13 protein-coding genes are annotated in these 12,617 nt (G+C 50.8%); 9 read left to right on the top strand and 4 right to left on the bottom strand.

Going from position 1 to position 12,617, the window contains the following annotated elements:
* Window positions 1–364 precede the first annotated feature (364 nt).
* Window positions 365–2,026 carry a glycerol-3-phosphate dehydrogenase/oxidase gene (locus M3650_RS13845; protein WP_251575555.1) on the top strand — a complete coding sequence of 554 codons (1,662 nt, stop codon included), beginning with the start codon at window positions 365–367 and terminating at the stop codon, window positions 2,024–2,026.
* 115 nt (window positions 2,027–2,141) lie between these two features.
* Here the strand turns inward: M3650_RS13845 and M3650_RS13850 are convergent, their stop codons facing one another.
* The 4 genes from M3650_RS13850 to M3650_RS13865 form a co-directional block, all read right to left on the bottom strand.
* Window positions 2,142–2,861, bottom strand: a complete 720-nt coding sequence (locus M3650_RS13850; RefSeq protein WP_251575557.1) for a glycerophosphodiester phosphodiesterase — start codon at window positions 2,859–2,861, stop codon at window positions 2,142–2,144.
* Between the two features lie 107 nt (window positions 2,862–2,968).
* On the bottom strand, window positions 2,969–4,306 hold the full coding sequence (locus M3650_RS13855) for an ABC transporter substrate-binding protein (protein ID WP_251575559.1): 1,338 nt from the start codon (window positions 4,304–4,306) through the stop codon (window positions 2,969–2,971).
* Between the two features lie 25 nt (window positions 4,307–4,331).
* Complete coding sequence (locus tag M3650_RS13860; protein ID WP_251575561.1) at window positions 4,332–5,153, bottom strand: carbohydrate ABC transporter permease; 822 nt, start codon at window positions 5,151–5,153, stop codon at window positions 4,332–4,334.
* Window positions 5,150–6,061, bottom strand: coding sequence for a carbohydrate ABC transporter permease (locus M3650_RS13865; protein ID WP_019422523.1), 912 nt, complete (start codon window positions 6,059–6,061; stop codon window positions 5,150–5,152). The genes M3650_RS13860 and M3650_RS13865 overlap by 4 nt, the downstream gene beginning before the upstream one ends.
* A gap of 362 nt (window positions 6,062–6,423) precedes the next feature.
* On the opposite strand from M3650_RS13865, the gene M3650_RS13870 reads away from it, so the two are divergent.
* The 8 genes from M3650_RS13870 (at window position 6,424) to mtaB (ending at window position 12,604) form a co-directional block, all read left to right on the top strand.
* Window positions 6,424–7,011 (top strand): glycerol-3-phosphate responsive antiterminator, encoded by a 588-nt coding sequence (locus tag M3650_RS13870; RefSeq protein ID WP_019422522.1) that lies wholly within the window; start codon window positions 6,424–6,426, stop codon window positions 7,009–7,011.
* 95 nt (window positions 7,012–7,106) lie between these two features.
* The gene (locus M3650_RS13875) at window positions 7,107–8,081 is read left to right on the top strand and encodes an acetylxylan esterase (protein WP_251575563.1); all 975 of its coding nucleotides are present in this window, start codon (window positions 7,107–7,109) and stop codon (window positions 8,079–8,081) included.
* Window positions 8,082–8,142: 61 nt separating this feature from the next.
* Window positions 8,143–8,337 carry a YfhD family protein gene (locus M3650_RS13880; RefSeq protein ID WP_251575565.1) on the top strand — a complete coding sequence of 65 codons (195 nt, stop codon included), beginning with the start codon at window positions 8,143–8,145 and terminating at the stop codon, window positions 8,335–8,337.
* Entirely contained in the window at window positions 8,334–8,534 is a 201-nt protein-coding gene (locus M3650_RS13885) for a hypothetical protein (protein WP_019422518.1), read from the top strand. The genes M3650_RS13880 and M3650_RS13885 overlap by 4 nt, the downstream gene beginning before the upstream one ends.
* A gap of 154 nt (window positions 8,535–8,688) precedes the next feature.
* Window positions 8,689–9,666: a 50S ribosomal protein L11 methyltransferase gene (prmA, locus tag M3650_RS13890; protein WP_251575567.1), complete on the top strand. Its 978-nt coding sequence runs from the start codon at window positions 8,689–8,691 to the stop codon at window positions 9,664–9,666.
* Window positions 9,667–9,684: 18 nt separating this feature from the next.
* Entirely contained in the window at window positions 9,685–10,368 is a 684-nt protein-coding gene (locus M3650_RS13895) for a site-2 protease family protein (protein WP_251575569.1), read from the top strand.
* Window positions 10,369–10,465: 97 nt separating this feature from the next.
* Window positions 10,466–11,245, top strand: coding sequence for a 16S rRNA (uracil(1498)-N(3))-methyltransferase (locus M3650_RS13900; RefSeq protein ID WP_251575642.1), 780 nt, complete (start codon window positions 10,466–10,468; stop codon window positions 11,243–11,245).
* A gap of 3 nt (window positions 11,246–11,248) precedes the next feature.
* Complete coding sequence (gene mtaB, locus M3650_RS13905) at window positions 11,249–12,604, top strand: tRNA (N(6)-L-threonylcarbamoyladenosine(37)-C(2))-methylthiotransferase MtaB (protein ID WP_251575571.1); 1,356 nt, start codon at window positions 11,249–11,251, stop codon at window positions 12,602–12,604.
* The last annotated feature ends 13 nt before the right edge of the window (window positions 12,605–12,617 follow it).

Consider the following 12,617-nt stretch of genomic DNA (forward strand, 5'->3'; position numbering starts at 1 on the left):
ATGAACCAGAGTCATGGATGTGCATGCTGCCTTCTGATAGAAGGGGAGAACGAAGCAAAGGGGCGGATAAAGCAATGACCGTCTGAACGCGGCACTGCACGAAAACGGCACATTTCGTTCATGGAGAAGAGCCCATACCATACGATTCGACAGGTGGCACGTCTTGAGGCGATTTTTTGATGCCATCTTCAATCGGTAATTCCGTATAATCACCTATTGATATCATTGTCAATATCATTTATCATACAAGTATAAGTTCATTAATTTGGTCGGAGATATGGACAGGACCACAACCACGCATTGAGTGCCAATGCGATCGTTGTGGTCCTTTTCTTTTTTCTCCGTACAGGAAAGGACATTCGCCATGACTCAATCATCATTTTCCAGCTTGAACAGACGTCAGATTCGTGAACAGCTTCAATCCGATGGCTATGACCTGCTTATCATCGGAGGGGGCATTACAGGAGCCGGCATCGCGCTGGATGCAGCGGTCAGAGGCTTGAATACAGCAATTATCGAGATGCAGGATTATGCCGCTGGCACGAGCAGCCGTTCCACGAAGCTTGTGCATGGGGGCTTGCGCTATTTGAAGCAAGGGGAAATCAATCTTGTGCGCGAAGTTGGACGCGAGCGGGCGATCGTATACGACAATGCTCCTCATGTCGTCGTCCCTGAACGGATGTTGATGCCGATAATTCAGGGAGGCACTTACGGGAGATGGGCTACTTCGATTGGCTTATATGTGTACGATTGGCTTGCAGGGGTAAAGCGAGCAGAACGCAGAACAATGCTGAGCAAGGAGCAAACGCTTGAGAAGGAACCGCTCCTGCGCAGCGATAAGCTGAGAGCCGGCGGCTACTATTTCGAGTACCGGACTGATGATGCGCGCTTGACGATAGAAATTATGAAGAGCGCGGCAGCGCAGGGGGTTACGGCGCTTAACTATATTAAGGCCGAGTCGTTCGTCTACGATGACAACGGACGTGTAATCGGCGTAACGGCCCGGGATATGAATGACAACACGACCATTACGATTTCCGCCGCCAAAGTAGTGAATGCGGCTGGCCCTTGGGTAGACACGCTGCGCGAGCTTGATCGCTCCAAGACGGGCAAACGCCTTCACTTGACGAAAGGCGTTCATATCGTTATCGATCAGTCCCGCTTCCCGCTGCGGCAGGCAATCTACTTCGATACACCAGACGGCCGCATGGTATTTGCCATTCCGCGAGACGGCAAGACGTATATCGGCACGACGGACACGAATTACGAGGGCGATCTGGATCATCCCCGCATGACACGTGACGATTTGCTCTATTTGCTTCAGGCGGCCAATTACATGTTCCCGGCGATATCCCTAACTGAGGCCGATGTTGAATCTTCGTGGGCAGGGCTTCGTCCGCTTATACACGAGGATGGGAAATCACCTTCCGAGCTGTCGCGCAAGGATGAAATCTTCCTCTCTCCGTCCGGGTTGATTACGATTGCCGGCGGCAAGCTCACAGGATACCGCAAGATGGCGGAGCGCGTCGTTGATCTTGTAACGAATCAACTGGGAACTAGCGAAGGGAAAAACTATCCGAGCTGCACGACAGACCGCGTTGTATTGTCGGGAGGTGATGTGACGGGGCCGTTTGCCGCCTTTTGTGCGGAATGGACGCGCCGCGGCGTAGCGATCGGCTTGAATGAAGCGCGCGCTAAGGAGTTGGTCACGTTATACGGAACGAACGTTCAGCATGTGCTTTCTCGTATGGAGCATTATCAACAAGCAGGCAATCCGTACGGATTACCAGCGGACGTCATGGCTGCGCTCGTCTATGGACTGGAGGCGGAAATGGTAACGCGACCGGTTGACTTTATCGCTCGACGAACAGGTGCTGTGAACTTTCGGATCTCGATAGCGAAGGAGTGGCTGAAGCCGGTTACCCGCTGCATGGCGGAATTATTAGGATGGGATGCCTCGACGGAGGAACGCTATGTGCGGCAAGCTGAGAATGAAATTCATTATGCGACGACACCCGTGCAATGAAGCGGCAGGCTTGACTCGGATCGCTCCGACACGCTGCACATGACAAAGCCGAAGCTTGCGCAGTGCAGGCTTCGGCTGGTCTGCGGGAGAGCCGTTGCTGCTCTTGCAGCCCGCCTCAAATACCCACTTTAACGTAATTCGGCACGTTCGAGAAGATGCCGTCGATGCCTGCGGAGCGCAGAGCTACGGCCCATTCTGGCCTATCAACCGTATAGGCATATACTTTGCTGCCGATGTCATGGCACGCTGAAATGAATGCTTCGTTCGCGAAGGAGAAGTGCGGATGCACGCTATATACTGGGAATGGCAGCGAGCGAATGTAGTTTGCGGGCTCAAACAGCCGATCGCCGAACAGCACGCCAAGCTTAATTCTAGGCTCCAGCTCGGCGATGGTGGCCAACGCATAATGATCAAAGGAAGAGACGATGACGCGATCTAGCATGCCGCGTGAGGATAACGCTTGAATGAGCTTTTGCTCGATTCCTTTGTAGAAAAAAGGCACATTTTTGATTTCGATGTTCGTCATCAACCCGGTATCGGCTATGGCGTCCAAATAGTCATCCAGCAAAGGCAGCCGTTCCTTCGCGAAGTCGGAATGGAACCAACTGCCCGCATCCAGCTTGCACAGCTCTTCATATGTACAATCTGCGACATATCCGCTGCCGTTCGTAGTTCGCTTCACGTTCTCATCGTGAATAATGACGAGTCGCCCGTCTTTCGTTTGCTGAATGTCCAGCTCGATGCCATCACAACCCATGTCGACCGCCTTGCGAAATGCGGCCATCGTATTCTCGGGCGCATACCCCGATGCGCCACGGTGTGCAAATACGAACATCATCATCATCGACCTTTCATGATTTATTTTAAAGGGGGGGCATGACAGGCGGAGAGCCGCTCCCGCTCAAGGGTGCCCGCCCTGCCTTGCCCGCATTGTGCACTGCTCTATTTTGGAGCGTTAATTTTGTTGTCCTCTTCGATTAGCTTGTTGACCTTAGCCGTTAATTCATCGACGACCTTCTTCGGTTCGTCGCCTTGGTACAGCTTCTCGATGGAAGTCGCTACTTCATTGCGCGTTTCCGGGAAGACGGAGATGAGGGCGCCGCGCGTGGCCGTACCGGGCTTCGTAAGCTGCAATTGTTTTACCGTTGTCAAAAATGGAGGGGCTTCAGCATATTTGTCTCTGAGCAGCTTTTCTTCATGTGCTGCTTTCGTAATGGGGAAATATCCGGTTCCAGCAGCCCATTCCGCCTGCACGGCAGGTTCGGTGACGTATTTCGTGAAATCCCAAGCACCTTCCTTCTCTTCCTCTGCCACGCTGTTCATGAGCCATAGCGATGCCCCGCCGACAATGACTCCGTTCGGCTCCTTGCCGTCAGGCGTCGGGAGGAAGCCTGTGCCGACCTCGAATGGGGAAGCTTTCATGACCCCTGCGATACCTGCGGTTGAATCCAAGTACATGGCAACTTTACCCGCACTGAACGCTGCGCGGATGTCATCCCATTTACGGCCGTAATTGCCAAGAGTCCCTTCTTTATTCATATCATTCAGCCACTCAAAAATGCCAAGGCTTTCGGGAGAATCGAGCAGAGATTTCGTCGCAAGCCCGTCACGTCCGTTGCCGTTGTCGACGAAGTCGGCGCCTTGGTTAGCAATCAACTGCTCGATGAACCAGCCGTACACAAGCAGGGCAAAGCCTTTTTCATTGTTGGCGTCGTTCGTTAACTTGTTCGCTGCCGCGCGAATTTCGCCAAACGTGTTGGGAGGGTTCTCTGGGTCGAGTCCGGCTTCCTTGAACTTATCTTTATTGTAAATCAAAATCGCATTAGAAGTGTTAAATGGAAAGGAGTACAGCTTGCCGTCGATTTGATAATAGCTTAAGATATTCTCCTCCCATTGAGAGAGATCGAATTTGTCTTTATCGATGAAATCCTGCACAGGTTGAACATAGCCGCTGTTCACCATATATTTCGTGCCGATCTCCTGCACCTGCATCAATGTCGGCGCTTCTGACGTGCCGCCTACGGTCTTCAGCTTTGTTAACGATTCTTCATAGGAGCCTTGGAAGATCGCATCTACCTCATATTTGTCCTGCTTCTTATTGTAATCGTCTGCCATCTTGCTGATGAGCTCTCCACTCGCGCCGCTCATGGCGTGCCAGAATGTCACTTTGATGCGCCCGTCGTCTGATTTCCTCGCTTCCGAATTTGACGAATTGCTGCAGCCTACCGCAGTCATTACGAGTGCCGCAGACAACAGCAGCACCAACCTTATTTTTTTCATTGCAATGAATCCCCCTCATAATCATTTATCCTTTCAATGCTCCTGACATCAAGCCGCGTCTAAGCTGCTTAAGGCTAAGGAACAAGAATAGCAGTGTTGGGACAAGCACGATAACGACTCCGGCCATAACGACCGGCCAATTCGTATTCGTTTCTTGCGCCTGCATCATTTTGAGTCCGATCTGTATGGTGCGGACATTGTTGTTCGTCGTCGTCAGCAGCGGCCATAAATACATGTTCCAGGTCGTCAAAAATCCATATACGCCCAGTGCGCTCAGCATTGGCATGGAGAGCGGGATGACGAACGACACGAGATACCGCAAACGACCGCATCCCTCGAGCTGAGCGGATTCATGCAGTTCGTGCGGCAAGGTCAGGAAATGCTGACGCAGCAGAAAGACACCGAACGCAAGGGCGAAGAAAGGCAAGGACAGCCCTTGGTATGTATTCACCCAATTCAGTCCGACAATCGTCAAGTAGTTCGGAATCATCGTTGCTTCCCATGGAATCATCATCGTAGAGATGAGCAGGAAAAAGATGAAGTTGCGCCCTTTGAAAGGGATGAATACGATCGCATAGGCGGCCAGACAGCAGACGATGATCTGCCCCAGCATAACGGTAAGCGAAATGATTAGGCTGTTCAGCATAAACTTCATCAGCGGAACGCTCTTTAACGCAAGCGTGAAATTGTCGAACATGAAGCTGGCGGGAAACAGCTTCCCCGTCATAATTTCCTCTGGCGTCATCAAGCTTGCAAGCACGGCATACACAATCGGAAAGAACATGAGGACAGATGCCGCGATAAGCAGAAAGTAGAATAAACCTTTCTGATAAAGGGATATTCTCATTGATAGTGCACCTTCTTTTCCCCGACTTTAAATTGAATGATAGTAGCAATCAGCACGATAAGGAACAGGATGATGGCCTGAGCGCTCGCAATGCCGAATTTGTAGTGGATGAATGCATTCTGATAGATGGAATAGACGATGAGATTCGTTGATTCTGCGGGTCCGCCCTTGGTGAGAATATCGATCTGGCCGAATGATTGGAACGAATGTATGACGGTGACGATGATGACGAAGAAGAGGGTCGGTGATACCATTGGCAGCGTGATGCGGAACAAGCGGACCCAATAGCCGGCACCGTCGATTTTGGCGCTTTCATACATGTCTTCCGGTATTCCTTGAATTCCGCCGAGCAGTATGATGTAGTTAAAGCCTATACCCATCCAGACACTTGTAGCGGCAACGGAAATGAGTGCCCATTTCGGATTGGTGAGCCAGTGAATCGGGGCGAGACCGATCCAATCGAGCACATGATTCAGAAATCCGATGCTCGGATGGAACAGGAACAAGAAGATCATTGACCCCGCGGCAACCGACACTCCGATGGTAGATGAGAAAATAACGCGAAAGAACTGGATGCCGCGCAGCCGCTCGCTCGATATGATGGCAAGAAAGAAGGCGATGGCCACGCCGAGAGGCACAGTGTACAGCACATAGAGAAAGGTGCCGCGCAAGCTAGTGAGAAAGCTGTCGGATTGAAACAATTGAATGTAATTGTCCAGACCGACAAACAGTACCGGTATGCCGTGCGCATTCGTCGTGTAGAAGCTATAATAAAGCGTTTTCAACATGGGGTAGAACGTGAATACAAGCATAATGATAAGCATGGGACTGAGATACAGCAGACCGACTGTCAGCAGTCGCAGTCCCGAGTCTTTGTTTCTAGGAAGGTCCTTGCCGATAGGACTCATATGTGGTTGTATCCCCCTTAGGATAAGTTATAGTAACGTCTAGTTCAGAAAAAAAGAAGACCATAAGACTGCCAAATAGCTGTCAACGCTATCTGAATCACTAATGGTCTTCTCCGCTTCACGAAACCGGATATTAACTTGCACCAAGTATAATTCACAAAATATTAAAAATCAACACCATTTTAACATTGAAAACGAAAGAATAACGATTGACAAAATAGAAATTGACTCATTCAATGGCTGGAAGTACGATATTCGTAGATTTACATATAGAAAATGTGCAATGTTAGTCTAAGCATTATAAATAGTGCGTGTTCAAAAGAGGGCTTATTGAACAACCTCTAATACGGGAGGGCCAAACGATGTATTTTGCCAATCAGCAAATCCTGCCAGCCGTCCGGCAGATGAAGGATTTTGAGAAACTACTCACTAGTCCGTTTGAATACTTGGTCTTGCTTGATGTTCATATTGCGCAATTAAAGCCTATATTTCAGATGTCCCATCCGTACCAAAAAAAATTGCTGCTGCACGTCGATCTGATACAAGGACTGCAAAGCGATAGCTACGCGGCAGAATTTCTATGTCAGGAATTCAATCCTTATGGTCTGCTGTCCACGAAAGCGAACGTCATTATACGGGCCAAGCAGAAAGGCGTTATTGCGATACAACGCATTTTCCTCATCGACAACAGCTCCTTCGAGAAGAGCTGTTCGTTGCTGGAAAAGACTAATCCCGATTTTATCGAAGTGCTGCCGAGCCCGATGCTGCATGTCATGAACAAGAGCAAGCAGGGGCCTGACATCCCGCTTCTTGCCGGCGGATTCATCAGGACGACCGCGGATGTGGATGAAGCGCTTGGCGCAGGGGCCGTAGCGGTGACCACCTCCAGCAAAGAGCTGTGGAAGCATTATGCGGACCATGGCGCTGACCGTGTCAAGAAGAGGAATTAGCAGATTGATGTCGAAAATGATGTCGAAACAACTGTTCATATAGCGGATACGAATCTATCAAACATCATTGAAGTGAAAGCGGAAGGTGACTGTGAATGAATGCGCTAGAACTACGAAAGCACACGCTGCTGCACACGACTGCTGACAGCTATGCGCCATCTGATTTCACCGACTTCTGGCAGGAAACGCTGCATCAAGCCGAACAGAGACCTATGCGGAGCGTACGGAAGCTCGTAAATACACCCTATCCATATATGAAAGTATATGATGTCACTTATGAAGGCTTCGACGAGACGCCGATACACGGCTGGTTCATCGTCCCTGCTGTAGAGCGATACGATGGGAAGCCAGTGCCATGTGTATTGCAGGTGCACGGGTATACAGGCAGCAGAGGAATGCCGGAAGATTACGCCATGTTCGTGCTGATGGGCTACGCCGTGTTCGCGATTGATATCCGTGGGCAAGGCGGGGATACAGGCAACGAATTGCCGCTCACATCCGGTATGGTGCGCGGATGGATAACCCAGGGGATTACGGATCCGAAGCAGTGCTATTACCGCGCAGTTGCTGTCGATGCGTGGCGAGCGTTCAAATGGCTGTGCGAGCAGCCGGAAGTCGATGCGGCACGCATCGCTGCGGCCGGTTCCAGTCAAGGCGGCGGGCTGGCGCTGCTGCTTGCCTCACTGGAGAAGAACATCGCGGCCGTCGTCGCTGGCGTTCCGAACCTGTGCCATATGGATTATGCCCTTATGCACTCCGCAGGCTCTATATCGGAAGCTTCCGATTATGTGGCGCGTCATCCCGAGCGGCTCGAGCAGGTGATCCGCACGTTGAGTTATTTTGACTTGCTGCATCACGCTCATCTGATCACGCAGCCTGTGCTCATGTCAGTTAGCTGGAAGGATCCGATTTGCTTGCCGGAGACAATATACGCCGTATATAATCGTATGACTTCGCCCAAGCGAATCCTTGATTATCCGTTCTCAGGCCATGAGAATGGCGGCGGGTATGTAAGGAACGTGGCGGTGTTTCTTAAGGAGCATCTCGGAACAGCGAATGGTTTTGCTTGAATTGTGAAATGCTACTCCTGTTATGCCAAGCTTGACTTGACAGCATAAGGAGGATGTAATGATGAGCACGTACCGGGATAATCACAGACGCAATGCGAGCAATTACACAGAACAGGCCGACGCGGTCGTCAGCCGATCCAACGCCTCCCTTGGCAAAAATGAGGATGTCGAGTTCTCGATGGATCAAGCCGATGCGGAAGACATGAAGGCATTGGAGCGCGCGAATCAGGCAGATGAACGGGCTGAGCAGTCGTGACATATGTCGAGGCACGGTTTGCCGCCGGAGCGGCAGCCGATATGTGTGAACGAAAGCTGAGCGTATTGCGGGCCCATGACATTCGAGTTACCCAAGCCAATGAAGGGTATATCGTAAGCGCTGACGTTACCGAATCAACATTGGACCAAGTATATGCCGTCCTGCGCGAACATGACGGCACTCCGCTGAACGAATAGAATGTGCGGTCGTGTCGATAACTACCGGAATGAAACTCCTGCATTCGAATGACTCATGATGAGCGCTCGTTGTATGGAGTTTTATTTTTGTGTACAATAAATAGAATGTGTAGACATCATAAAAATAGAATGAGGCATAGGGGGATGTGCGATCGTGCATTGGCATGAATTAACGATACATACGACAGAAGAAGCCATTGAAATGATATCGAATTTCCTGCATGAAGCGGGAGCAGGCGGTGTGACGATTGAAGAATCGGGTACGCTGAACAAGGAACGGGATACTTCGTTCGGTCAATTGTATGATCTGCCGCTGAACGATATTCCGGAAGGACAAGCTATCGTGCAAGGTTATTTTGCCGATGGCTCCAATCTGCGCGCCATTGAAGCCGAGGTGAAAGCACGTATCGAAGAGCTTCGCACGTACGACATCGATCCAGGAGAGGCAGTCATGTCGTGGCGCACTGTTCATGAAGACGACTGGGCTAATGCGTGGAAGAAATATTTCAAGCCGATCCGAGTAACGGAACGGTTGACGATCAAGCCGACTTGGGAACCATATAGTCCGGGTGAAGGGGAACAGATTATTGAGCTTGACCCCGGAATGGCCTTTGGCACAGGTACGCATCCGACCACTTCCTTGTGTCTCCGCACGCTGGAGAGTGTCATTCAAGGTGGAGAAGACGTAATCGACGTCGGAACAGGCTCCGGCATTCTGGCGATCGGCGCATGTAAATTAGGAGCCAAGCACGTGCTCGCAATTGATTTGGATCCTGTAGCCGTATTAAGCGCAAACGAAAACAGCTGCCTTAATGGCTTGGAGTCCGATATTACGGTTCGCGAGGGCGATTTGCTGCACATCATCAAGACGAGCGGGCAGGAGGAAGGAACCGATCTCGGCGTTACGCTTCCGGTCCAAGTCGTGGTGGCGAATATATTGGCTGAAATTATTCTGCTCTTTATCGAGGATGTGCTTGCGGCGCTTCAGCCTGGAGGTATCTATATCACTTCCGGTATTTACAAAAATAAGGAAGAGGTAGTGGAAGAGGCGCTGAAAGCTAACGGATTTATAATCGAAGCGAAGCATCGGGAAGCGGATTGGGTCGCGATCGTTGCGCGCAAACCTTCCTAGAAGGGCGGAAAAAACGATATGGATTTTTTTAATAAAATATTTTTTGTCGAGCTTGAGCTGCTCCCTTTTCTCGTGCTCGTCCTCTTGGTTGCCTTTACCGTGCACGAATTCGCCCATGCCTTCTTCGCGTGGAAGTTCGGGGATCCGACAGCGAAGATGCTCGGAAGGGTCAGCCTGAACCCGACGAAGCACATTGATTTTCTTGGCCTGCTGTTCTTTGTAATCGCAGGCTTCGGATGGGCGAAGCCGGTACCGGTCAACCGGGATAATTTCAAGCATCCGCGTCTCATGGGCATTGTCGTCTCCGCGGCGGGGCCGGTAAGCAATTTGCTGTTAGCGTTTCTCGGTACGCTTCTATTTCATCTGGGCTTGAAATACGGCTTCGTGAATTTGGAATCATCTGAGCGCTGGCATGCTGCAATCTATTATTTCTTGAATTATTTCATTACTTTCAATGTGCTGCTGTTCTTGTTCAATCTCATTCCGCTGCCGCCGCTTGATGGTTATCGCATTATTGAGGATTTGGCGCCGCGTCAAGTACGGATTCGTCTGCAGCAGTTTGAGCAATGGTCTATATTTATTTTCTTGCTTATCGTGTTTATTCCGGGCCTGCGCAAAGTAACGATCCAGCCGTTGTTTAGTCTTATTGAGCCGATTGTATTCGAGTTCTCGAAAGCTGCGCTGTTCATCGTCGGCAGATAATGCGGAGGATAGCTTACGGGATTGGTTGCGTTTGAAAAATGTTGTCAACGGTAGCGCATCAAGCGCAAAACATGTATGATGGGGAATGTTGATTACGATGCAAAAATACTTTATTGCCCCGGAACAGTTCGGGGAACAACACATACAAATTACAGGCAGTGACGCGCACCATATTGTGAATGTAATGCGAGCGAAGCCCGGCGCCACTGTCATCGTGAGCGACGGTGCCAGCCGTGAAGCGAAGGCGATGATCGAACGCTGCGAGAACGGCGCCGTGGAAGCGCGTATCGTGGAGCTGTTGGCGGCGGACCGGGAGCCGGCCGTGCTTGTTTCTGTTGCTCAGAGCTTGCCGAAAGGCGACAAGATGGAGCTTATCATTCAGAAGTGCACCGAGATCGGCGCGGCGCGCTTCATCCCTTTCGTATCGGAGCGAACTATCGTTCAATACGATCAGAAGAAGGAAGCAAAGCGTCTAGAACGGTGGGGCAAGATTGCGAAAGAAGCAGCAGAGCAGTCACACCGCAATCGCGTGCCCGCGATCGATTCGACTGTGTCCTGGAAGGCGCTAACGGAGCACTACAGTGAATACGATCTCGTGCTGCTATGCTATGAGGATGAAGTCGGAACGCTGCTGCGTGATGTGCTCGAACCGTTTCATAAGACGTTCCACAGTAAGGCACAGCAGTCGCAACAGGAAGCTCGCATTCTGGTCATTATCGGTCCGGAAGGCGGGTTTTCATTGCGTGAGGTCGAAGCTGCGGTGGAGGCTGGTGCTCGCTGCGTCAGCTTGGGGCGGCGCATACTGCGAGCGGAAACAGCAGGGATGGCGGCATGCACCTGCATCATGTATCAATTCGGAGAGCTGGGAGGAGTGTGAACGATGCCATCAGTTGCATTTTATACACTGGGCTGTAAAGTGAACTTCTATGATACGGAAGCGATCTGGCAGCTGTTTAAAAATGAAGGCTATGAACAAGTTGATTTTGAACAAACGGCAGACGTTTACTTGATCAATACGTGTACGGTTACGAATACGGGAGATAAGAAGAGCCGCCAAATTATTCGGCGAGCCGTGCGCCGCAATCCCGACGCCATCATTGCCGTAACAGGCTGCTACGCGCAGACTTCGCCGGCGGAAATACTCGACATACCTGGCGTCGATCTCGTTATCGGTACCCAGGATCGCGATAAATTGATGGATTATGTTCGTGAGCTGCATGCGGAACGCAAGCCGATTAATGCGGTCCGCAACATTATGAAGACCCGTGCGTTCGAGGAACTGGACGTGCCGGACTTCGCAGAGCGGACGCGCGCCTTCTTGAAGATTCAGGAAGGCTGCAACAATTTCTGTACCTTCTGCATTATTCCGTGGTCACGCGGTCTGTCACGCAGCCGTGAATCAGACAGCGTTCTGAAGCAGGCACGCCAGCTTGTCGCAGCGGGCTACAAGGAGATTGTACTCACCGGTATCCATACGGGCGGTTATGGCGATGATATGGACAATTATGACCTGACCAATCTGTTATGGGATTTGGACAAAATCGACGGGTTGGAGCGGGTGCGCATCAGTTCTATTGAGGCAAGTCAAATCGACGATCGCATGATAGAGGTGCTCAACAAATCGGAAAAAATGTGCCGCCATCTTCATATTCCGCTGCAAGCAGGCAATGATGAAGTGCTTAAGCGCATGCGCCGCAAATATACGGTAGAAGAATTCTCCACTAAAATTGCGCGTATTCGAGAAGCGATGCCGAATGTGGCCATTACGACGGATGTCATCGTTGGTTTTCCCGGAGAGACGGATGAGCATTTCCGCCAAGGCTATGAATTTATGAAGCAAGTAGGCTTCTCTGAAATGCATGTATTCCCATACTCGAAGCGTACTGGTACACCGGCTGCGCGCATGGAAGACCAAGTGGATGAAGAAGTGAAGCATGCCCGGGTGCATGAACTGATCGATCTGTCCGAGCAGATGCAGCTTGCATATGCGGAGCAGTTCGTTGGTGATGTCGTGGACATTATTCCGGAACGCTATACTAATGGTGCTCCGGGCGCAGGCAACCTGATGGGGTATTCGGATAATTACATTCAAGTGATCTTTGAAGGCGATGAATCCCTCATCGGACAAATATGCCGCGTCAAGATTACGGAAGCGGGTGTCAACGAATGCCAAGGCGTGTTGACCCGCGTCATGGGACAAGGTGCAAACATCACTTCGCAAGCGGCTAACATGTAATATGAACAAGGAG

This window comes from Paenibacillus sp. MER TA 81-3, from assembly GCF_023713585.1.
Lineage (GTDB): Bacteria > Bacillota > Bacilli > Paenibacillales > Paenibacillaceae > Paenibacillus_B > Paenibacillus_B profundus.